The following is a 21,947-nucleotide window of genomic DNA, read 5'->3' as shown; positions in this document are numbered from 1 at the left end:
CCGGTGCATTTGGGATATTGTAACTACCTATGTCCTATCTTGTTTTAGCCCGCAAATACCGTCCCCAGACCTTTGCCGAGGTCATCGGGCAGGACCACATCACCCAGTTATTAAAAAGATCCATTGAGTCCAAACGCATTGCCCATGCGTTTTTGTTTTGCGGGCCCCGGGGCATAGGCAAGACCTCGTGCGCCCGCATCCTCGCCAAGTCCCTCAATTGCCAGGAGGGGCCGACCTTGATCCCGTGCGGCAAATGTTTTGCCTGCCGCGAGATCACCTCGTCCAACAGTTTTGACGTCATTGAGATCGACGGGGCATCCAACCGCGGCATTGATGAGATCCGCACCTTGAGGGAGAACGTCAAATTCGCTCCTGCTTATGGCCGTTACAAAATTTATATTGTTGATGAAGTGCATATGCTCACCTCCGAGGCCTTCAATGCTTTGCTCAAGACCCTGGAAGAGCCGCCCGAACACGTCAAATTCATTTTTGCCACCACCGAATCCAATAAAGTCCCTTCAACCATCCTTTCACGCTGCCAGCGTTTTGATTTCAAACGCATTCCAGTTGACGTGATCGCCTCGGCCCTCAAAGGCATTTGCGCCAAAGAGAAGTTGAAAATAGACGATGCGGCGTTGTTCGCCATTGCCAAGGCCGCGCAGGGCAGCATGCGCGACGCGTTGAGCATTTTGGACCAGTTGAGCGCCCTGGGATCCGACGGCATTGACGCCAAAGACGTGTTCTCCATGCTGGGGATGGTCGAGATCGAATTGTTGTTCCAATTGACCGATGCCTTGGTGGATAAAAATTGCGTATCTGCCCTGAAGGTGTTCAATGAGATCATTGAGCGGGGCAAGGACATCAAGCAATTGGGCAAGGACCTGACCGAACATTTCAGGCACATGATGATCATGAAGATCGGCGGCCAGGATCTGAAAGGTTTGGTGGAGTATCCGGCCGCGGTCAGACAGCGTCTGGCTATTCAGGCAGAGAGGATCACCATCGTCGGCATATTGAAGGTCATTGAATTGTTCATTGAGGCGCAGGAAACCGCCCGCGTCATGGAGACCCTGCGCATGCCTTTGGAATTGGCTTTTGCCAAGATGGCGTATGGCGGGCAATCGCAGGCACAGGTCCAACCTGTGGTCGCGGTTGTTAAGCCGGCAACATCGGCGCCGGCGGAAGTCGTTCCTGCTAGACCGTCTGCGCCGCCGGTGAGTTTAGAAATGTCCTTGCAGGGTATTCAGGAACAATGGAATGCTTTGACCCATGAGGTTTCCCGCCGGAAAATGTCTATGGCCACGTATTTGCAGGATGGACTGCCTTACGCGTTTCGGGACGGACAATTGACCATCGCGTTCAATAAGGACCACGCGTTCCAGAAAGAGTCCTTGGAAACGAAAGAGAGTTTGGCTTTGCTTGAAAAAGTTTTCAGCGAGAAATTGGGAACTGGGGTGCGTGTTGTGTTAAAGATCAGGGACGTTACCGTGCCTAAAAAAGATGAGACGGTGGTGAAGGCGGCTTTGGAGATGTTCGGCGGAGAAGTGGTCAAAGAATGGCATAGTGAATAAAACCCCATGTACCCCAAGTTAATAGAAAATCTTTTGGAACGCTTGTCAAAATTGCCCGGTGTCGGCCGGCGCAGTGCCGAGCGCATTGTTTTCTGGCTTTTAAGCGAGCCATCGGAGAATGTGCGTGCTTTGGCCGATAATATGGTCCAGTTGAAGGAAGGCATGCGTTTTTGCAAGTTGTGTAATAATTTGTCCGAGCAGGAGATGTGTCTGGTGTGCGCGGACACCAACCGCGACCGCAAGATGATCTGTGTGGTGGAAAGTCCGCAAGACCTGCTGGCCATTGAGCGGACAGGCAGTTTCAGGGGTTTGTATTATGTGCTTTTGGGGAACATTTCACCGGCGGATGGACGCGGGCCGGAGGACCTGCAGATCAATAAACTGCTTGGCCGTATCAAGACAGAGGCGATCGGGGAGGTAGTGATCGCGACCGACCCGGACGCCGAGGGCGAGATGACAGCGCTTTATCTGGCCAGGGAGATGAAACCCCTGGGGGTGAAGGTCAGCCGTATCGGGCTTGGCATCCCGGTGGGCAGCGCGGTGGAGTATGTGGATATGTCGACGCTGACCATGTCGCTCAATTCCCGCAGGGTGGTTGAGTTTTAACGAAATCCTGAGCTTGTCGAAGGATTGACTTCTAAGTTGATTTCAGTATAATAGCCATACTTTTAAACCGTTCTTTGATTCCCCTGTAGCTCAGTTGGTAGAGCAGCGCGCTGTTAACGCGCTTGTCCGAGGTTCGAGTCCTCGCGGGGGAGCCAATGTTGACAATCATACGCATTTGGCGTGTGGTTGGTTAACGCCTCACCGGTAGCAATATCGGTGGGGCGTTTCTTTTTCTTGGAGGAGGTTTCGGTGCAGTCAGACTCGATTTGGGCTTCGAGTATTGATTCCGGCTGGCCGATATACATTTTTACATCGATGTGGTCATCGTGGATCACTAATTCTTTGATCAGGGCGCGTATCAGGCTTTTTTGTGCATCCTCAGGGGCTTTATCGATGTGTTTCATGGCAAATTGCAGTGTCTCGTGAAGGAATTGTCCGGAGTTTGCGGATATGTCACCAGCGGCCTTTTGGGCGTACATTTTTTGCAGAGCATCTTCCAGTTTTAATATCGCATCATCCAGTTCAGTCATCTTCGTTTTAAAGGTCACCCCTTGCGCTACGGCGCCACCTGCGGCAAGATCTAGCAGGTTCCGGGCTTCTATCCTTAATGCTTGCAGTTTTGTTTCGTTTTCCTTGATTATAATTTGAAGTTTCTCAACTTTGACCTGTGCTTCTTGCATGGCACTTCCAATGGCGTTGACGATAATAGAGCGGTCATCGGATGCCTTTTTAAAGTAATCAATCAGGGCTTTATCAAATACACCGGCTGGTACGGCGGAGGTATCGCATCCAAGTTTTTGTTTGGATCGTCCGCACATATAATAAGCAAATCTTTTGCCGGTATGGCCGGTGGAAGATATGGATATATGGCTGGTTCCGCACTTTCCGCATTTTAAAATTCCGCTTAACAGATAATTGAATTTCTTTGGTTTACGGCTGAAGCCGTGTCCGGGTAGTTTAGCTGTCATAATTTTATTCGCTTTCTCCCATAAGGCATCATCAACTAGAGCTTCATGTCTGCCTTTGTGTGTTTCGTTGGCATAAAATAGTTGCCCTTTATAGAAAGGATTCTTGATGATTTTAGATAAAGTTTGCCGACGCCAGTCATGCCCGTGCAGTGTTTTAACATTTTGCCGCATTAATTCCAAACCGATTTCGGTGAGTGACTTATTGTCCGCGGCCATTTCCCAGATCAGCCGCATTTTTGAAGATATCTCTTTATTAAGAATAACTTTATGCGGTTGTCGTCCGTTAGGCAGGGGATCGCCGTCTTTTTCCAGCATATATCCATAGGGGAGGAAACCGCCGACCCATTTGCCTTGGCGTACCCGGGCGATTGCGGATGCTTTTACGCGCTCACCGGTCAGCTCGCGTTCAAAGGCAGAGAGCAGTCCAAGGATGCCAATGACCACACGTCCGATGGCTGTTGAACTGTCCAGATTTTCTCTTACCGAAATAAAATCAACATCGTTATCTCGAAATAAATCAATGAGTCCGTAAAGATCACGCGGGTTGCGCGTCAGCCTGTCTAATCTAAAGAAAATAATCCCGTCAAATTTCTTGCGTTTATCTACGTTGTTTAATATCTGCTGTATCCCCGGCCGGTTTAAATCCTTTCCTGAATATCCATCATCATTGATGATGCCTTTGTTTCCTAAATCAGCTAATTCGTAACCAAAGGCATCCAGCATATTTTTGCAATGATGCGCTTGCGCGTCCAGTGTTGTGAAATCGCCTTGCGCTTGATCATCAGTGGAACAGCGCGTGTAAATTACAAAGCGTTTTTTCTCTTTGGATTTAATTAATGCGCTAGCTGGCCGTTTGTTCAAGTTTGTTGTCATAAGCGACCCAACCCTATAATAGGAAGTATCACAAGTCAATATTAATCAATGGTTTATAGATATTTATGCCCGACATGGAAAATCTGTTCCCTCTACCTGTTTCATACGACGAATTTGTTGAATATGACGGAATTATTTTCTGTCTTAAAAATTTTTCCGTCAATTTTGAGGAGGTTGTCGTATGTAACAGGTAGAGGGAGGATTTCATGGGCGTAAAACAAACTGCTAACTTTGATAAGCGATTCAAGAATGGATTCAAGATTATTTATTCGGATAAGCCATTGGAAGGTGATTCAAGGCGTCTGCAGAATCAAAAAATCTTGGAAGCTGTTACAGCAGTTTTGCGCGGGATTCTTAAGCGTGAGCCTACGCCCGATGAATTATCGGGATGCAGACAGATCAGCAAAAGAAAACTTATATAGGTTTTATCTTGTGGTTATTCATGTTGTTGAGGCACCAGCAATTGCGAGGGTGCCGATATTAAATACAACTACCATGGTTTATTTGAAGAATGGGAACTACAAGATATTCGGTGTCAGGTTCGGGTGTTTCAAAAACGTTTTGAGATCCTCGACAAAGAGTCATTTGATGATTTATATCAAGAATGCTTAACGCATTGGTATTTTGTTAAAGATCAATATCGAGAGGATGGAAAAGCAAGTTACCGTACTTTCTTAGACCGCGTCATGAAATATAAATTGTATGACATTCTTAAAAGTAATAACCGCGCAAAACGTAAACCATTCTTTACCAGCTTATCTATTGATGCTGTGTCTAATTCGGAAGGAGAGCCGATGCATCCCAATTCAGTTTTTATGGTATTTGAGAATGGTTTTCAAAGGATTTATGAACAGGAATTGCCTAAAGTTTTATTTAAAGCGATGGACAAGTTATCCCGACGTCAAAAAGAACTTTGTCGTTTGTTAGGTGAGGGGGACAGAAGTTTACAAGAAGTTGGACGGCAAATGAATGTGCCGCGTGCGACTTTACAGGATGAAATTAAACGCATTAAGAAAATATTTCGTAATGAAGGACTGGAAGATTTTTTAAAAGAATAACTGGAGGTGTTTATGTTGGAGGTCTACAGGTTTCAGTTTGATCATGTTGTTTCTGAGCAAATTATCGAAGAGCAGATTACAGAAGCGGTTTTGGCTGTGGAGAGCATTTATGGTAAAGCCAAGGTGCGATTAGAGACATCATTGATTGTTTCAAAAAACAGGGCTGTTATTGAAGGATCAACTGAAGTGGGTCAGCGTTTGGCTCAAGTATTTACTGGCTTTATGACGCATAAAGTTGGGGAGAACAGATTTACTGTTGAACATTTAAAGAATAAAAACATAAAGGACGCGACATGAAAATCCTGAAAGGTTTAAAAGAAATGTACCAGAAGATGAATTGGTATAATCGGCAAAAACTTCGCGAGGTTAATCCTAAGCAATCAGGCGGAAGTTTATGGAGTCTCGTGGTGAGTTGGTTCAGCAGGCTATTTAAATGACTTGGCTTCTGACAGTTTTATCCATATTAGGCGTTGTATTGAATATCCGATATGACCGCAGGGGTTTTGTGTTTTGGATGGTTTCTAACTTAGGCTGGGCGGTTACAGATTTTTATCATGGCCTTTATGCGCAATCATTTTTGTTTGTCGTATATTTTGTTTTGTCATTGTGGGGATGGCTGGCATGGAGAAAATGAAAATTTTAAAACACAATGAACATTTCGAGATTAGAGACTTGCGGGATGGCAAGTTTCTTTGGATTGCTAAGTCCGCTTTGGAATATATCAGCGAGAAAACAGGGAGCTTGGGTGTAGCTGTTTATTGCTGGCTTTGTTATTACGCAAACGGCAAAGGGCAGGATTGCTTTCCTTCAACAACCACATTGGCCAACCGGTGTGATTTAAGCAGGCGGACAGTTATGCGCGTATTAAAAGAACTTGAGATTATCCGTGCGATTGTGATTGAGCGCGATACTGGCAGGAGCAACGTATATAAGTTACTGGATATTCAGGGGAAGCATCCGGTCGTAACCAGTGCTGTTTCTGTCACTGGTGACACAAACAGCACTGGGGTGGTGACAGAAACGACACTACCACCAGTGACTGTAGAGACACCCGAACAAGAATTATATAAACAAGAATCAATTAACAAATCAGCAAGCTGTCTTTTTGATTTCTGGAAAGATGTAAAACTTCCATATCCCTGCCCAACGCCACAGCTGGTAGCTGAGCTTGATGCTTTATGTCAGCAGTTATTAAACGAGGTCAATCTCTATAGGTTCATATTGGACTTCCGTACTGAGCGCGGGTATCCACCACCACCGGATGCCTTGATCAACGCATGCCGTAAGTATGAACGATATAAAGACCGTATTGATAACCCATGGGGATGGTTTCGTCGGATGATCGATGTTAAGAGCAGTGAGTTCTTTTCTAATGAGGAGGTTAGCAGACATGAGAAGCTTAAGAAAGAACCAGCAACCTTGGGGAAGATACTTGCCCAGATGGCGAAGGACGCCTAGAAGAATTTTGGTTCCCCCCATGGGGGGTGCCGGGTGCGGGTCAGGCGAGGCGCAGGTCGTCAGTGATATGGGTGGAAAAAATCGATGTCAATGTCACTCAATTTGAGGTTTATACGTAAATTAGCTATAGATATTTTGTAATACAACCGCTTTATTTCATTGTAGTTACGTCAAGGAGGCATGTGTGGCAAAAATCAACATAAAGCCGGTAATCTGTGACATTAACATGGCCGACTTAAAACCGGCACCGTATAACCCGCGGGACATAAGTAATGACGCTTTATCCGGTCTTCGTCATAGCTTGGAGAAATTCGGGTATGTGGATCTGTTGGTGGTTAATAAGCGCAATATGCGCATTATATCTGGTCATCAGCGATTCAAAATTTTGCAGGATGAGGGTGTTGAAAGCGTTACGGCCATTATGGTGGATGTGGATGAGGTTTCTGAAATGGCCATGAATGTCACACTCAACAGCCCTGAAATCACCGGGCAGTGGACAGCGGCATTGATTCCGCTCTTGGAGAGGTTAAGAAATGAAGCGTCAGATGACTATATCAATCTTCGGCTTAAAAACTTGCGGGATAGTGTTGGGGATATGGGAGTTGAAAGCTTGGGAGACGGAAAAACTTTGCCGGATGATATTCCAGAACCGCCGGAGAATACGATCACCCAAAAAGGTGACCTTTGGATTTTAGGCAACCATCGTTTGCTTTGTGGTGACAGCACAAGTGATGAGGATGTAACGCGATTAATGGATGGTCATAAAGCCAGCTTGTTTGCGACAGATCCGCCGTATTGTGTTGATTACACCGGTGCGAATAGACCCAACGGCGGACGGGACTGGTCGAATGTTTATCATGAGATTGATATTCCGGATGCGGTTGATTTTATGAGGAAATTTTATAAAGCAGGTTTAAAACATATTCATAAAGGCACAGCATTATATATTTGGCATGCTTCAAAGCGGCGGTCTGATGTTGAGGGTGTATGCAAAGAACTTGGTATTCTAATTCATCAGGAAATTGTTTGGGTTAAGCCGTGCGTGATCTTGACCTATTCGTTTTATTCTTGGCGGCATGAACCGTGTTTACTGATGTGGATTAAAGGCAATAAGCCGGAGTATAAACCTAAGAATAAGTCCATCGGTACTGTATGGACGGTTGGTTATTTGCGTTCAGGTGATCCGTTAACGCCGGAATATCATACCGACGTTTGGGAATTGGATTGGGAGGGCAAGAAGCGTAATCCCGGAATTGAGCATCCAACCGTTAAGCCGACGGAAGTTTTTGCTATTCCTATGCGTGTGCATACATCGCCCGGAGATATTTGCTATGAACCGTTTAGCGGGTCGGGATCGCAGTTGATTGCAGGTGAGCGTTTAAACCGCAGGGTATTTGCTATGGAAATTGAACCGGTATTTTGTGATGTGGCGGTGCGCCGTTGGGAGGAATTTACTGGGAAGAAAGCACAGAGAGCGTAAAGGTTCATGGATGAGAAGAAAACTAATCTCGCGGAACTCGCAAGAAAGAAGCGGTACATTTCCCTCGTTGAGAAAATGGGGCGCGGTGCCGCGCTTAGTTCTAAAGAGATTAAAGAGCTGGATGGTTTTGAAAAAGCTGAGGCGCACAAGACAGACATTGTTGTTAATGACGGCACCGTCGATCTGCAGATGATTTCATTGTATCTCGATAAATCAACCCGCATGGTCAGGCGGTATATCAGTCAGGGGATGCCTATCATTCGTGATGATTCCGGTGAGATATTTCGTTTTAAAGTCGGGGAGGTCTTTAAGTGGTATTACAGCGGCAAAGGCGCGGATGAAGACGGCGGGAAGGAATATTGGGATAACGAATACAGAAAGAATCGGGCAAAGTTAAGCAAAATCGAATTGAAGAAAATAGAAGGCGAATTAATCGCGTTCGCCGATCATGTGTCGATTGTTAAAAATCAAATCAGGGGAATCAAATCTGGTTTTTTAAGATTGCCCAAACATATCGCGCCAAAACTTTATCAGCAGGATCCGAAAGTTATTTGCGACTTACTTGATGAAGAAATCAGATTCATGATTAATCAATTCGCGGGGACACACAATGCCAATAAAGCTAGAAAAGGAAATCCTTAAGACGGTTGTGCCTTATGCTGCTGAAGAATGGGTCTTGCCGGAGAAAATTACAGTGAGTGTCTGGGCGGACAGGTATAGACGCTTGGATGTTAAGACTTCAGCGGAGCCGGGGCAATGGTCAACTTCGAGAACGCCTTATTTAAAAGGCATCATGGATGCTTTTACGGATCCGTATGTTGATGAAATAACCGTGATGGCCGCTTCTCAAGTTGGTAAAACGGAAGCGATGTATAACATGCTGGGATTCGTACTTGATCAGGATCCGGGCCCCACGCTTATGGTCATGCCGCGTGCGGATGACGCCAAAAGTGTTTCATATAACCGCATTAAGCCGATGATTGAAACATCGCCCGCTTTAAGCAGATACTTGCCTAAAAATACAGATGACATTACCAAACTTGAATATCATTTTGACCGCATGATTCTTTATTTTGCAGGGTCGAACAGTCCGGCGGATTTAGCTTCCCGGCCGATACGGTATTTATTCTTGGATGAGGTTGATAAATATCCAAAGTTTTCCGGCCGTGAAGCGGATCCGATTAAATTAGCGTCTGAACGTCAGAAAACGTTTTGGAATAAAAAGACCGTTAAAGTTTCAACGCCGACAACACGTGATGGGTATATCTTTCGTGAGTATGAGAAATCAGACCAGCGCAGATTTTATGTGCCGTGCCCGCATTGCGCCAAGAAGCAGGCTTTAGTTTTTGGACAAATCAAATGGCCGAAAGAGGAGGCATCTGCAGAGCGTATAAAGAATGACCGCTTAGCATGGTATGAATGTGTTCATTGCCATGGCCGGATTGAGGATATTCACAAGCAACGCATGATGTTAAACGGCGAATGGATTGCCGAGAGCGATCAAAAAAGCAGAAATCGAGGATTTTGGATCAGTTCATTATATTCACCATGGCTCACATGGAGCGATATCGCCGGAGAGTTTCTAAAGTCGAAAGATTATATTGAATTGCTCATGAATTTTGTCAATTCATGGTTGGCGGAGGTTTGGGAAGAAAAAGCAAGCAAAACAAAGCCGGATGAATTATCCGAGCTGGTTTTATCGTATCCCAAAGAAGTTTTGCCGGAAGGGGTCATTGTTCTAACCGGTGGAGTTGATGTGCAGAAAGATCATTTTTATTTAAGCATTCGCGGCTGGGGGTATGGGCAAGAGTCATGGCTTATTTTGGCAACAAGGGTGGAAGATTGGGGTGATGTTGAACAGATTATGTTTAAATCCGAATATCCATTTCAGTTGAATCCTGAAGATTCTTTGCCGGTACGTCTAACTTGTATTGACAGCGGGCATCGAACTTCCGAAGTTTATGAAATATGCCGTCAATGGAGGGATAAAGCACGTCCTATTAAAGGGCAACAGCATTTAAGCGGTGTGCCGTTTAGGCCAAGTAATATTGATAAATTCCCAGCAACAGGTCATATGATTCCGGGCGGTTTAGCGCTATGGCATATTGATACTTCGTATTTTAAAGATAAGGTGACTCGATTTGTTCAGAACACAAAGATGGACGGGTTAGGAGGATGGCATTTATACCAGAATATCCATCAGGAATATCTCAAGCAATTTTGCGCGGAACATAAGATTATCATTCGTGATCGCAAGCATGGCAAAACGATTGAAGAATGGCGGCCTGTGACAGCGCACGCGGCAACACATTTTCTTGATACAGAGGTTTATTCAACAGCCGCGGCTGAAATGTTACGGGTTTTTTCTATGCAAGCGGAGGACAACAAAAATACGCGCAATCAGAATGAGGTAAAACAAGGTTCATGGCTTTTAAAGCAGAATAATTGGGTAAGGCGTAATGGCTGAGTGGATTAATAAAAAGGGATGGCTAGATGGCTATATAAAATCCACTAAACCTAAAGAGGAAGAGGTTGTAAATAAGAGCAATGTCGTGGTTTATTTGCCGTTAAAGTGTCCGGTCTGCCGGTCAAGAAAAGTCCGATGTTACGGTGCGGATAAGCCTATTTTATATTACAAATGTGTCGATTGTGAGTTGAAATTTAAAGTCATTGAGAAGTAGTATCATTAAAAGAATTTTCAGTATTACTGAACCAGTTAATTGACTTCGTATAATTGCTGGTGATAAATTAACGTTGTAACCAATTTCGGGGGACGCTTCGAAATTGTTAAAGCGGCAATTTGGGTGCCCAAATCACTCATTTTGCCGCTTTTTTTATTTTCTAAACGAGGAGGAAACATGCAACGAGTAATTTTTGTCAGTTTAATTCTGGCATTTCTAATTTGTGGACAAGCTTTCGCGCAATGCAGTTGGAAAATTCTTGCCGTTGAACAGGATCCCAAGACCGGCGCGATCATGGTTCGAACGCAATACACCGTACCTATGAAGAGCTCGGCTAGTGCCGTCGATTTTGCACAGAAAATCGGAGCGGTTACTGATGCGGAAAATAACGTGATCAAAGAAGGAACGACGCGATATGACGAGGAATCTGGAGATGAAACAACGATTAAACTAAGAATCTCTATGGACATCAATAAATATTGCCAAACCTTGATTCAACGGATTCCCGTAAATGAAGATTTTATTCAAACCGAAATATTAAAAAGAAACAAAGCTCTGACAGATCAAACCATAACCGACTTACAGACGGAAGAATTAAAGACCGGACAGGTTCCGGAATCTGAAGTTCAATGGAAGGGCATAGCTATAAAGGTTACCGATGATTCAAAAAATTCTGTCAGCAACATTACTCCTTAATTTTCTGCTGATCACCAGTTCGGTATTTGCCGCAACGGATTGGTGCGCCTCGGCGAACACTAAAGCAGGATTCAAAATGCAGGAAACATCAGGAGTGTATCTGGATTGTTCTTCAAATAGTAACAATGGAACTATTGCTGGAACGGTCACAAGAGGAGCCACGGGGAAATATGCGAACGGTGTTCAATTCACACAATCTAATAATGCCGATATCAATATCAGTTCCGCGTCCTCACTCAATAACATCGACCCCATTTCTGTAGCACTATGGGCAAATAATAATTCTGATGGAGACAACAGCGCAAATCAAACAGACGCTGGTGTTTTGATACAAAAAAATGGCCGGTCATGGTTGTTTGCTCACAAACAGACAAATAAGTTGCGATGGCTTGTGCATTATAGCGGTGGAAATACAGCTTGGGACACTACCACGGCTGTTGTGGGTTATGGAGTGTTTGAACATTATGCCGTCACACATAATCGTGCTGGCGCGGGAGTGCCAACGTTTTACGTAAATGGAGTTAGCAAAACTGTTAGTGGGGGAACCCCATTTGGAACTATTGATGACGATTCTGGGACGCAAATTTTCATTGGCATTAGTGGGAGTGGTGGGGTTAACGAGCTTGATTCTACTGTTGATGAATTACTTGTTTACGGTGGAATTCTGACTTCGACCGATGTCAACGAGGTTAAAGATAACGGTCTTGATGGATTACAGGGGGCAAGCGATGTTTATTCCGGTCGCGGAATGGGCAGAGGAATTGGTAGAGGAGTCGGACGGTGAAATTTTTTTTAGTCATATTTTTATTTTTGTTGATTGCTTTTTGCGAACCGGCACAGGCTCTTGAAATCGTAAGGCAAAAGAACGTTGCGACCCGAATCGTTTTCCCAATCGTTGACGCGGACGGTGATACGGTCACAGGAGCCGCGGGATTGGATAGCGAGATCGATGAATTCGCAGATGGATCCAACCCAACCGGATTCGCAGACTGCACGAACGAGGCAACAGAAATCGGAACGACTGGCATTTATTATTTAAGTTTGACGGCCACAGAACTAAATCAGGATTATGTAGCGATTCAAATTAAAACAACAACATCAGGTGCGAAAACCCAGCATATTTTGATAAGGACAATTGCCGGGGATCCTAAAGCGGCCGCGACCGTCACGACTGCAGGTAACTCAATTGATGTTGCCTCAACTGGCGAGGTTGGTATTGATTTCTCGAATGTTAAGAACGCCACAGGATCAACGACTTTAAGCAATATAACAATTCCAACGGTAACGGATGTCACAAATGCTGTCGGCGTAAAGACCGGAACTGGCGCCAATCAATTAGATGTCACAAGCGGCCGCATTAAGGCGGATACAGTTTATTGGAATGGTTCAGCCGTGGCCACGCCTGATACAGCCGGTTATCCTAAAGTCACAATCAAATTTGGAACGGGGGCAGGTGAGGTTTCGCTTTTATCGGGAGCGGTCACGGTTGGAACGAACACTGATAAAACGGGATATACGGTTTCAACGGTAAGCGATAAAACTGGATATTCTTTAACACAAACTTTCCCCACAAATTTTTCATCGTTATCGATTGATACGAGCGGAAGGGTTGCTCTAACGCCAATTGAGTCAATGATGATTCATAGCGGAACGGCTCAGGCTGGTGCGGCTGGAAGTATCACGCTTACCTCGGGCGCATCATCCACGGATGACCTTTATAAAGGTTTAATCGTGAAGATTTATGGCGGAACTGGTGTCGGGCAAGCGCGTACCATAACCGCTTACAACGGAACGACGAAAGTCGCAACTGTGGCTTGGAATTGGACAACTAATCCAGATTCTACATCCACCTACGCCGTTGTCGTTTCTGGTAATCCTTCTATCAATAGCAGTTTGCAGGTTTCAACGACCGCGAGTGACCCATGGGGGACTGCATTACCCGGGGCATATGGAGCTGGAACGGCTGGAAATATTCTTGGGAATAACCTCAATGCAACGGTTTCATCAAGGCTTGCATCAAGTGCTGTTCCGACAAATTTTTCAAGCATGGCAATAACAGCCGGTGGCGCGGTAACGGTCGGAACGAATAATGATAAGACTGGCTACAGTCTGACTCAATCTTTCCCAAGCAATTTTTCATTAATGGCTATTGATGGTAGCGGGCGTGTCGATTTGGGTAAGTGGATCGGAACTGCGCCGAATGCGCTTATTTTAGGGCGGGTAGATTCTAACGCTCAAGTCGTGGGCGATAAGACAGGGTACAGCTTAACGCAGTCTTTTCCAACGAACTTTTCGAGTATGGCGATCACAGTCGGTGGTGCCGTAACGGTTGCAACGAACAATGATAAAACCGGCTATGCATTAACTGCGGGCGAAGAAGATGCAATTGTCGATAAAGTTTGGGATGAATTACGAAGCGGCCACACCACCAGTGCAACGTTTGGGCAAGGTGTCGCATCCGTTCAGGGCAATGTTACGGGAAGCGTCGCCAGCGTCACTGCTGGTGTAACAGTTTCCACAAATAATGACAAAACGGGATATTCGTTAACTTCTGCGGAGGAAGATGCGGTCGTTGACAAGGTATGGGATGAATTAAGAAGTGGTCACGTTACCAGCGGAACATTTGGCCAAGGATCGTCCTCGGTGCAAGGCAACGTGACTGGCAGCGTCAACAGCGTTACGTCGGGAGTCACCGTTTCCACAAATAACGATAAAACGGGATATCGTTTGAGCGCGATTGGTGTCGATGATGTTTGGGATGAAGTTCAAAGCGGACACACGAGTGCCGGAACCTTTGGAAAATATTTAGACGCTCAAGTTTCGGGAGTCACAGCGCCATCGGCCGCGACAGTTGCCGCCGCCGTTTGGGATGAAACATCCAACCATACGACAACTGGCACCATGGGGAAGAAATTAAATGATGCGGCCTTGGCAGGTAATCCTTGGGATGCTTCTGGAATTTGCAGTGGTTTAACCGCCGGTCAATGTTTGAGTTTTATAAAAGATTCGACGGATGGCGATAAAGAAGGAATTGATTATACCGGCATTGAAAAGACCATACGGGCGCAAAGGTAAATATGGATTACATCCAAGCGAATAAAGTTCATATGGAAGTAGTTGGGATCCCTGAATCAAAGAGTGGTCATGTTGTCATATATCAAGTTTTTAAGGCTAGTGACAATTCTGTGTTTGCTTCTGGTACGGCAATTTATGTTGGCGGTTTTAATTGGAAAATCAGTTTTACTCCAACCGTTTTGGATGTGTATGCAATCGATGTCTACAACCAAGATTTGGATGTTACGTATTCAAGAAGTGTTCAGGCGGTCAGTAGTGTCACGTTATCACAGCCGGTTGAAGATGAAGAAACGCCCACCGCCAGTGAATTGATTGATCTGATTGATAAGGCAATCGCAACAAGATTACGGGGAGGTGCGGTGTTGTCGTATTCAATCGGGGGACGCAACTTGCAGTATCTGACGCTTTCAGAATTAAGAAATTTACGTGCTGATTTAGGCAAACAAATAGCCGCGCAAAATGGCGGCGGAAGAAATTATGCAAAATTCGTTAATCCGGACTAATAAAAAGACTTTCGCAGACAGGGTGGATGACTTTATCGGTGTCTTCTCACCCCAAGTGGCAGCCAAGCGTAAGTATTTCCGTTTTTTGACAAGATCACTTTTAGGTTCGTATCGCGGTGCGGATGTCGGTCGTTTGCGGGGATCATGGATCCCGGGTGGTGGATCGGCTGATTCAGATTTGCACCCTGATCTTTCAAGATTGCGTGAACGTAGTCGTGATTTAATCCGCAATGACGGGATTGCTTCGGGTGCGATTGATACCGTTATTACAAACATCATCGGCTCGGGGATTCGTATGCAAAGCCGCATTGATAAAGACACGCTGGCTATTAATGAGGAAGTTGCCGATAAATTGCAGAAGCAAATCGAAAAGGTTTGGGAACGCTGGGTACCTTTTGCGGATGCAGGCAATCGTTTAAGTTTTTACGGTTTGGAAGAACTGTCCGAGCGGCAGAGGTTTATTAACGGTGAGTCAATCATCGTTCCGCTTCGCGTGTTTAATTCAAAGAAGCGCAGACCATATTCATTGGTGTTGCAGACGATTGAGTCCGACCGCCTAGATACACCAAGCGACTTGATTTTTAACAAAAGCATCCACGCGGGTGTTGAAGTCGGCGAATACGGGGATCCGGTTTCGTATTACGTCAGAAAGAATCATCCCGGGGATTTTATTTACAGCAGGCGTTACGGCAATTCGAGCGAGACTTTTATTAAGTACCCCGCGCTTAATGACCTAGGCGATCCGTATCTCTTTCATTTATCTCACGTGAAGCGTTCTGGTCAAACACGCGGGGAACCTTTCTTTTCGCCGGTCATGAATATGTTTAAAGACCGTGCGGATTACATGGAAGCGGAAATCGTTGCGGCGCGGGTCGCGGCATGTTTTGCCATTTTTATTAAGAAAACAAATTCTTACGATGTCAGTTTGGCGAGGTCTAAGCCAGAGGCGAATAAACGCGTTGAGGAATTAAGTCCGGCGATGATCGAGTATTTAAATGAGAACGAGGAAATCCAGCCGTTTAATCCAAACCGTCCGGGCGGGACATTCGGGATATTCATGGAGAGGATTTTGCGTGACATATCGGCGGGTTTAAATATTCCTTATGAAATTCTGGCAAAAGATTTTTCAAGGTCAAATTATTCCAACACGCGTGCGGCATTATTGGAAGCGCGAAGATTTTTCATGATGCAACAGAGGTTTATCGCGGAGAACCTTTGCCAGCATGTCTTGGTCATGCTTTTAGAGGAGGCGTATTTAAAAGGTGAACTGCCGATTTTAGATTTTTATCAGAACCGCCATGCGTATGTGCGTACGCGATGGATAGCCCCGGGATGGCAGTGGGTGGATCCAGAAAATGAAGTCAAAGCATCAACGGAAGCGGTTAATAACAATCTTTCGACTTTAGCAGAGGAAGCCGCCGCGCAGGGTCAGGACTGGGAAGAAAACTTAGAACAGCGGGCGCGTGAACTTAAGAAAATCAATGATTTGGAAGATAAATATGACGTTGATATGACAGCGGCTACAGGCAATGTTCCACCAGTTGCGCCAAGTGATAAAAAACCAAAGGTGCAGGATGCACAGCAACAAAATTAAATCATTAAAGGTATCGATCAATAAACCATCGTGCATGGAGATGGGCAAAGAAATTCAGGTCGGCATTTTAAAAGAAGAGGACAACGATGAACGAAATAAAAAACGCTCAAAGAAGGCTTGAAACAGCATTCGGGATCAAAGAGGGAAAGTCAGGTATTGACCGCGCCTATGAGGATGAGAAATACAAAGGTGTCATCAGAGGCTTCGCGGTCATGACGCAGGGGAATGTAAAAGATATGCGCGGCTGGCAAATCGATGAGACAACCCTTCAGCAAATTGTTGATGTGGGCAATAAAAGTCAACTGGGATTAAAGTCACGTTTTGGGCATCCCAATATGAGCAGTTCGGCTCTTGGCACGTTTACCGGCAGGGCGAAGAATTTTAGAAAAGACGGTGATATTGCCCGCGCTGATCTTTTTATCAGTAAAACAGCCTATGAAACGCCCGATGGGGATATTGCTTCATACGTTTTGGATTTAGCCGAGAAAGATCCAGACGCTTTTGGCACATCGGTTGTTCTTGGGGAATTTGACTTGGAATATGCCGATGAGAAAAAGGACAAAAGCGGTAAAGATTTACCGCCAAAACTTCGAGTCAGTTCTTTAATGGCGGTTGATGTGGTTGATGATCCGGCGGCCAATGACGGCATGTTTAATAAACATTTTAATTCAAGTGTTGAGCTGTCTGCAAAAGCCACCGAGTTTATGAACAAACTTCTGGATAATCCCGATGCTTTGGAATATGTGGTTTCCTTTTTGGAAAGGTACCGCGTTAATCGGGTTGACATAAATAAACAAGAAACTGTTTTAACAGAAAGGAAACAAGTTATGAACGAATCTACAGAATTAACTGTTGAGGTATTAAAGAAGGATCATCCCGAGATGGTTTCGTCTTTACAAAACGAAGCCGTCAAAGATGAACGTGTTCGTTGTTCAACCATCGTTAAGACAGCGAATAAAGAGTTTGCTGGGATGGGTATGGATTCTATTGTTGAGGAATCTATTGATAACGGCAAAACCGTGGACGCAAGTTTAGCGGCCATGCGCGGCAAGCGTCTCGAAGATTTAAAACAAAACGCGAACAAGGTGCCCGGTGCTGATCAGGAAGAAACGCCTCAAAAGAAAAACCACTTGGAAACTGCCCGCGAGTATCAAAAGGAACACAAGTGCAGTATTCAGGAAGCATTGAGTCAAACAGCGGAATCAAGACAGAAATAACAGCATCTTAAAAATAGGAGGAGTGCAATGTCTCAAGAAAACTTAGGATCAAAGTCGTTTGTTGCCGGTACTGATTTGGAAGCTTACCGTCGTGTCAAACTTTCCAGCGGAAATGTTGTTTATGCGGATGCTGGAGAGGAATTTATCGGTGTCACAGCCCGCAAGGCTTTAAGCGGCGAGTTTGTAGCGATTAATTTAAGGTCTGCCTCGCGCACCTACAAAATGGTTGCCAATGGTGCTATTACCGCAGGCAACACGATTTATGGCGCCCTTGGTGGGAAAGTTTCCGCTTCGGCTTCCGGTGTCGCTCAAGGCGTTGCTTTGGAAGCGGCAACCGCAGACGGGGACATTATTGAGTGTTTCCAGAATAACGGGGTAGCCGGTGCCATTGACGGGGCTTCGACCGCGATTGGTGATCCAACGATTAACGGTTCGGTTCCTGTCATTTTTGCCAAGCAGGGCATCACGGATGCGACCACAACGCCGATAATCGTGACCGCGCCTTATAAATTCAGGATCATCAATTGGTGGATTATCTCCCGCGATACCACAGCGGCCAACGTCAAGCTGGTTAATGTCGCCACTGACGCTTCTGCTGTGAAGGCAAAGGGTACGACCAACGATGCCATTGTTTTGGGCGGAGATATTATCAACTCACAAAAGGATGTTTTGGTTACCACTGCTTTGAAAGTCAATGCCAGCGCGGTGGCCGCATTCGACATCTTTGTCATGGCAATTAAAGTCACATGAATCAAGCAAGGTGGCAGTAGTTCTGAAACAAGTCAGTTAGAAGCGTAAAAATGTTAGTTATCCAAAAATAGGAGGTTTCAAATGGGAGTAGATCAAGCAGGAGTCAGAGCAACACCGAGGTTGGATTTAGGCGCGGCCATTGAGGAATACGTCCAGAACGCCGGTGATTTTATTGGAACGCAATTGTTTCCGATTTTTAAAACACCGCAGAAGGCGGCAAACTTTTCCGCGATTACCCGCGAAAGTTTAACGCAAACACCCGATACCAAAAGGTCTGCTAACGGCAAATATAACCGTGGAAGCATCGGCGCAAGGGATGTTGGGTATAGCTGTGACGAAAACGGTTTTGAAATGCCTCTTGATGACAGCGAGCGCAGGAATTACGCAAAGGATTTCGATGCTGAATTAGCTGTTTCTAAAGCGGCTATTAACATCGTTCTTCGCGGTCAGGAAGCGCGTATTGCCTCAACAGCCATCAACACCAGCATTTTTACTGGTGCGGCCTTGTTGACGGACGTTTCCGGCACGAGTCCGTGGAGTGATCCAACCAAGGACATTGTCAAAACGGTCAGAGACGGCAAAGCCAAGATCAGGACAAATTGTGGCCTGTTACCAAATACGCTTTTGATGAGCTACACGAATCTCAACCTTTGTTTGAACAACGCCGGAATTAAAGACGTGATTAAGTATACCGCCCGTCCGACAGAGTCAGAGATTATCAATGCCTTAAAAGACCTGTTTGGAGTGCAGAATGTTTTGATTGCTAACGCGATCAAGAATAGCGCAAAGGAAGGTCAGGCGTTTGCAGGGGCAGACATCTGGGGTTCAACCTATGTTCTGTTGGCTCTTTGCGCTCAAGACGGTCAGGATCCAACACAGCCGTCTATCGGACGCACGTTCCTTTGGGCAAATGACAGCCCGGAGAATGTGATGGTCGAGCAATACCGTGATGAGTCCATCCGGTCGGATGTGTTTCGTTCTCGTCAGCATACCGACGAGATATTGCTTGATAAGTATTTCGGTCATCTTTTAAAAGTTGTCTAAACCTAAGGAGATCCCGGGGGCGGCAACGTCCTCGGGATTCTGGGACATGAGTTTTAAAGACAACTTAAAAAGAGATGCCATAAATTGTTTTTTAACACCAGATGAATTCGCTGAAGCGATTCAATACACGCCAAAAAATGGAAGTCCCAAAACCATTAAGGCGGTCATTAATCGTAAGCGTTTGAATCCCGGTGGTGAAGAATCAGGGCGTACATTACAAAATCAGACTGAAATCTTTATCGCCAATGATGCAACGTACGGAGTTTCATCTATCAATAAAGGTGGGGATGAAGTTTTGTTCCCGGAAGTTATTGGTGGAATTGATGTGAATTTCGTTGTGGTGGATATCTTGGGTGAAGATCAAGGCATGTGGCACCTATTGGTTCAGAAATAACTATGAGCGAATTAACGGTAGAGATTAATACAAAGAATTTTGAGACAGCTCTAAGGGTTTTTCCTAAGGAATTAAAGTATGAACTTGCCGACGGCATGGATCATATCAGTAAGAAATTCTTAAAACAGTTTTATCAAACACGCCTGCAGGGTGCGCCGGGGATTAAGGCAAGACCACATGGAATTTTTACACATTTTAGACGGGCATCGCTTGTGTCGCAAACAATCGAAGGCATGGGCATGATGATTTTCTCTGATTCCAAGATTTCGAGACTGCAAGAGGAAGGCGGAGTTGTAAGAAATCCCGGTGGTGCCAAGTTAGCAATTCCTTTATCGGCGCGTACTGAACTTTTTACATCTGATGGCCGCCTTAAGAAGCAATATCGTCAGCCGCGATTGCTTAAGAATGTTATCCCTGTGAAATTACGGGGCAAAACGTTCTTGGCAAGAATAAAACAAAAGGTCAGAAGTATTTTGCCTTTATTTGTTTTAAAGAACCAGATTCGTATTCGTCCGCGATTAGGGTTTTATAAAACTTGGGATGATATGCAAAACGAGCGGATCAATATTTTGAATAAATCAATTCAGAAAACATTGGAAAAAGTTTGATATGCCAACCGTACGGGAAAACATTTTAGCGAATATCAAGACGACATTAGCAGGGATCACTGTTGCTAATGGGTACAACAACACAATTTTAAGCGTACAGAGGTGGGATAAACGCGGCAATGCATTGCGTCAGGTTCCTTGCATTGTTGTGAGTGCAGGACAAGAAGAAAAGCAGATGTCGCCTAATCCGTATTTTACTTGCCGATTATCCGTCTATCTTGACCTTTGGATTCGCCAAGATGAAGCGGATGCATTGGCAACAGATACGGTGTTAAGCGGTATTTTAGGGGATATCGAAAAGGCATTGATGGTTAATAACACCCGTGGCGGTTACGCGATTGATACCAATATTAAAAGCAATGTTCCTTTTGAAACGGTAGAGGGACAGCCGCATGCGGGACTTACCGTTGAGATTGAAATTTTATATCAGCACACGCAGTCTGATCCGTCCATTGCTTAAGACCAAGAGGAGGTTTTCATGCTTACAAGAAAAAGACAGGTTGTTTCAAAGATTGAAAGCGTAGAAGGGGTAGCCGAAACATTGGCGGTTGCCGATGCAAAGACTTTGGCATATAACCCACGCGTAAGTTTTGACCCGGAGATGTTTGCCCGCGATCCGGTAAGGTTGACGTTCACAAATATCAGCAAGGTTGTCGGCAAACGCCCGGGGGCATTAGGTTTTGGTTTGGAATTAAGAGGATCTGGTGCCGCGGCAACAGCCCCAGACTGGGGGAAGCATTTTCAGAATTGCGGATGCGGGGTCAATCTTCTGAAGTCGATTAATATCGGCGCAGTTACAGCGGGGCCCTTTCAGCATGGCGAAACGATTACTGGCGGCACATCGGCTGGTAAAGGTCGGGTCATTATCAATACGGCCAACGGTGCCAGTGCAGTTTTCTACGTTATCATTTCCGGCACACTTCAAAGTGGTGAAGTTATTACCGGCGGCACATCGGGTGCCACTGCTACGACTTCATCTTCTGCGACGACGGTTGGGAATGTGATCGAGCCGCTTACCGATAATATTCCATCGCAGACAATGTCCGGGTATGAGGATGGGATCAGAAAATTATTAAGAGGCTGTCGCGGTAAATTCAAGATCAATTTCAAAAGCGGTGAGCCGGTAATGGTCAATTTTGACTACATGGGTGTTGAGGCAGGGATTGCGGACACAGCTTTGTTTACAAGCCCAGTGTATGAAACAACCAAACCACCGGCGTTTATCAACGCGGCGTTTTCGTTTGATGCGTATGCCGCCAAGTTCGCTTCCCTTGTAATTAACCACGAAAATAAATTAGCACCTCGGGATGATGTAAGCTATGACCGTGGTCTTTTGTCCTTATTGATTACCGACAGGGATGTCAACGGTTC

Annotated in this window: 22 protein-coding genes and 1 tRNA gene; all 23 read left to right on the top strand. The window is 45.3% G+C overall.

What is annotated here, in order from left to right; translation table 11 throughout:
- The first annotated feature begins 29 nt into the window (after positions 1-29).
- On the top strand, positions 30-1,571 hold the full coding sequence (gene dnaX / locus Q7K71_05510) for a DNA polymerase III subunit gamma/tau (protein MDO8675556.1): 1,542 nt from the start codon (positions 30-32) through the stop codon (positions 1,569-1,571).
- A 6-nt stretch (positions 1,572-1,577) separates the two neighbouring features.
- Complete coding sequence (recR, locus tag Q7K71_05505; GenBank protein ID MDO8675555.1) at positions 1,578-2,177, top strand: recombination mediator RecR; 600 nt, start codon at positions 1,578-1,580, stop codon at positions 2,175-2,177.
- 79 nt (positions 2,178-2,256) lie between these two features.
- A tRNA-Asn gene (locus Q7K71_05500) sits at positions 2,257-2,332 on the top strand.
- Between the two features lie 1,080 nt (positions 2,333-3,412).
- Positions 3,413-3,607: a hypothetical protein gene (locus tag Q7K71_05495; protein ID MDO8675554.1), complete on the top strand. Its 195-nt coding sequence runs from the start codon at positions 3,413-3,415 to the stop codon at positions 3,605-3,607.
- Between the two features lie 617 nt (positions 3,608-4,224).
- Positions 4,225-4,440, top strand: a complete 216-nt coding sequence (locus tag Q7K71_05490; GenBank protein ID MDO8675553.1) for a hypothetical protein — start codon at positions 4,225-4,227, stop codon at positions 4,438-4,440.
- Positions 4,441-4,563: 123 nt separating this feature from the next.
- Positions 4,564-5,076: a sigma-70 family RNA polymerase sigma factor gene (locus tag Q7K71_05485; protein MDO8675552.1), complete on the top strand. Its 513-nt coding sequence runs from the start codon at positions 4,564-4,566 to the stop codon at positions 5,074-5,076.
- A gap of 12 nt (positions 5,077-5,088) precedes the next feature.
- On the top strand, positions 5,089-5,373 hold the full coding sequence (locus tag Q7K71_05480; GenBank protein ID MDO8675551.1) for a hypothetical protein: 285 nt from the start codon (positions 5,089-5,091) through the stop codon (positions 5,371-5,373).
- Positions 5,374-5,697: 324 nt separating this feature from the next.
- A complete protein-coding gene (locus Q7K71_05475) occupies positions 5,698-6,534 on the top strand; it encodes a helix-turn-helix domain-containing protein (GenBank protein MDO8675550.1) in 837 nt (278 codons plus the stop codon).
- Between the two features lie 184 nt (positions 6,535-6,718).
- The gene (locus tag Q7K71_05470; protein ID MDO8675549.1) at positions 6,719-8,014 is read left to right on the top strand and encodes a DNA methyltransferase; all 1,296 of its coding nucleotides are present in this window, start codon (positions 6,719-6,721) and stop codon (positions 8,012-8,014) included.
- Between the two features lie 6 nt (positions 8,015-8,020).
- Positions 8,021-8,656 carry a hypothetical protein gene (locus Q7K71_05465; GenBank protein ID MDO8675548.1) on the top strand — a complete coding sequence of 212 codons (636 nt, stop codon included), beginning with the start codon at positions 8,021-8,023 and terminating at the stop codon, positions 8,654-8,656.
- Positions 8,625-10,481 carry a phage terminase large subunit family protein gene (locus Q7K71_05460; protein MDO8675547.1) on the top strand — a complete coding sequence of 619 codons (1,857 nt, stop codon included), beginning with the start codon at positions 8,625-8,627 and terminating at the stop codon, positions 10,479-10,481. The genes Q7K71_05465 and Q7K71_05460 overlap by 32 nt, the downstream gene beginning before the upstream one ends.
- Before the next feature lie 391 nt (positions 10,482-10,872).
- A complete protein-coding gene (locus Q7K71_05455) occupies positions 10,873-11,391 on the top strand; it encodes a hypothetical protein (GenBank protein MDO8675546.1) in 519 nt (172 codons plus the stop codon).
- Positions 11,354-12,175: a LamG-like jellyroll fold domain-containing protein gene (locus Q7K71_05450; protein ID MDO8675545.1), complete on the top strand. Its 822-nt coding sequence runs from the start codon at positions 11,354-11,356 to the stop codon at positions 12,173-12,175. The genes Q7K71_05455 and Q7K71_05450 overlap by 38 nt, the downstream gene beginning before the upstream one ends.
- Positions 12,172-14,466, top strand: coding sequence for a hypothetical protein (locus Q7K71_05445; GenBank protein ID MDO8675544.1), 2,295 nt, complete (start codon positions 12,172-12,174; stop codon positions 14,464-14,466). Before Q7K71_05450 ends, Q7K71_05445 begins: the two co-directional genes overlap by 4 nt.
- Positions 14,467-14,468: 2 nt before the next feature.
- Positions 14,469-14,969, top strand: a complete 501-nt coding sequence (locus Q7K71_05440; GenBank protein MDO8675543.1) for a hypothetical protein — start codon at positions 14,469-14,471, stop codon at positions 14,967-14,969.
- Positions 14,926-16,563 carry a phage portal protein gene (locus Q7K71_05435; GenBank protein MDO8675542.1) on the top strand — a complete coding sequence of 546 codons (1,638 nt, stop codon included), beginning with the start codon at positions 14,926-14,928 and terminating at the stop codon, positions 16,561-16,563. Before Q7K71_05440 ends, Q7K71_05435 begins: the two co-directional genes overlap by 44 nt.
- A gap of 86 nt (positions 16,564-16,649) precedes the next feature.
- Positions 16,650-17,780, top strand: coding sequence for a hypothetical protein (locus Q7K71_05430; GenBank protein MDO8675541.1), 1,131 nt, complete (start codon positions 16,650-16,652; stop codon positions 17,778-17,780).
- 27 nt (positions 17,781-17,807) lie between these two features.
- Positions 17,808-18,530: a hypothetical protein gene (locus Q7K71_05425; protein MDO8675540.1), complete on the top strand. Its 723-nt coding sequence runs from the start codon at positions 17,808-17,810 to the stop codon at positions 18,528-18,530.
- A gap of 81 nt (positions 18,531-18,611) precedes the next feature.
- On the top strand, positions 18,612-19,574 hold the full coding sequence (locus tag Q7K71_05420) for a hypothetical protein (protein MDO8675539.1): 963 nt from the start codon (positions 18,612-18,614) through the stop codon (positions 19,572-19,574).
- A gap of 46 nt (positions 19,575-19,620) precedes the next feature.
- Positions 19,621-19,968, top strand: coding sequence for a hypothetical protein (locus Q7K71_05415; protein ID MDO8675538.1), 348 nt, complete (start codon positions 19,621-19,623; stop codon positions 19,966-19,968).
- Positions 19,969-19,970: 2 nt separating this feature from the next.
- A complete protein-coding gene (locus tag Q7K71_05410) occupies positions 19,971-20,576 on the top strand; it encodes a hypothetical protein (protein MDO8675537.1) in 606 nt (201 codons plus the stop codon).
- A gap of 1 nt (position 20,577) precedes the next feature.
- Positions 20,578-21,036, top strand: a complete 459-nt coding sequence (locus tag Q7K71_05405; GenBank protein MDO8675536.1) for a hypothetical protein — start codon at positions 20,578-20,580, stop codon at positions 21,034-21,036.
- An 18-nt stretch (positions 21,037-21,054) separates the two neighbouring features.
- Positions 21,055-21,947 (top strand): hypothetical protein (locus tag Q7K71_05400; protein MDO8675535.1); only part of this gene is annotated, 893 nt, incomplete at its 3' end.

The sequence above is a fragment of the Candidatus Omnitrophota bacterium genome (assembly GCA_030650275.1).
In the GTDB taxonomy this organism is placed as follows: Bacteria; Omnitrophota; Gorgyraeia; order Zapsychrales; family Fredricksoniimonadaceae; genus JACPXN01.
The sequence above is the reverse complement of the archived record's forward strand: the minus strand, read 5'-3'. Positions and strand labels throughout refer to the sequence as shown.

What these genes read in the sequence shown, in the direction of transcription:
- Q7K71_05405 (MDO8675536.1), top strand. Translation starts at nt 20,578, where the DNA reads ATGCCAACCGTACGGGAAAACATTTTAGCGAATATCAAGACGACATTA.
- Q7K71_05410 (MDO8675537.1), top strand. Translation starts at nt 19,971, where the DNA reads ATGAGCGAATTAACGGTAGAGATTAATACAAAGAATTTTGAGACAGCT.
- Q7K71_05435 (MDO8675542.1), top strand. Translation starts at nt 14,926, where the DNA reads ATGGCGGCGGAAGAAATTATGCAAAATTCGTTAATCCGGACTAATAAA.
- Q7K71_05475 (MDO8675550.1), top strand. Translation starts at nt 5,698, where the DNA reads ATGGAGAAAATGAAAATTTTAAAACACAATGAACATTTCGAGATTAGA.
- recR (MDO8675555.1), top strand. Translation starts at nt 1,578, where the DNA reads ATGTACCCCAAGTTAATAGAAAATCTTTTGGAACGCTTGTCAAAATTG.
- Q7K71_05415 (MDO8675538.1), top strand. Translation starts at nt 19,621, where the DNA reads ATGAGTTTTAAAGACAACTTAAAAAGAGATGCCATAAATTGTTTTTTA.
- Q7K71_05465 (MDO8675548.1), top strand. Translation starts at nt 8,021, where the DNA reads ATGGATGAGAAGAAAACTAATCTCGCGGAACTCGCAAGAAAGAAGCGG.
- Q7K71_05420 (MDO8675539.1), top strand. Translation starts at nt 18,612, where the DNA reads ATGGGAGTAGATCAAGCAGGAGTCAGAGCAACACCGAGGTTGGATTTA.
- Q7K71_05490 (MDO8675553.1), top strand. Translation starts at nt 4,225, where the DNA reads ATGGGCGTAAAACAAACTGCTAACTTTGATAAGCGATTCAAGAATGGA.
- Q7K71_05480 (MDO8675551.1), top strand. Translation starts at nt 5,089, where the DNA reads ATGTTGGAGGTCTACAGGTTTCAGTTTGATCATGTTGTTTCTGAGCAA.
- Q7K71_05425 (MDO8675540.1), top strand. Translation starts at nt 17,808, where the DNA reads ATGTCTCAAGAAAACTTAGGATCAAAGTCGTTTGTTGCCGGTACTGAT.
- Q7K71_05450 (MDO8675545.1), top strand. Translation starts at nt 11,354, where the DNA reads ATGATTCAAAAAATTCTGTCAGCAACATTACTCCTTAATTTTCTGCTG.
- Q7K71_05430 (MDO8675541.1), top strand. Translation starts at nt 16,650, where the DNA reads ATGAACGAAATAAAAAACGCTCAAAGAAGGCTTGAAACAGCATTCGGG.
- Q7K71_05460 (MDO8675547.1), top strand. Translation starts at nt 8,625, where the DNA reads ATGCCAATAAAGCTAGAAAAGGAAATCCTTAAGACGGTTGTGCCTTAT.
- dnaX (MDO8675556.1), top strand. Translation starts at nt 30, where the DNA reads ATGTCCTATCTTGTTTTAGCCCGCAAATACCGTCCCCAGACCTTTGCC.
- Q7K71_05440 (MDO8675543.1), top strand. Translation starts at nt 14,469, where the DNA reads ATGGATTACATCCAAGCGAATAAAGTTCATATGGAAGTAGTTGGGATC.
- Q7K71_05495 (MDO8675554.1), top strand. Translation starts at nt 3,413, where the DNA reads ATGCGGTTGTCGTCCGTTAGGCAGGGGATCGCCGTCTTTTTCCAGCAT.
- Q7K71_05455 (MDO8675546.1), top strand. Translation starts at nt 10,873, where the DNA reads ATGCAACGAGTAATTTTTGTCAGTTTAATTCTGGCATTTCTAATTTGT.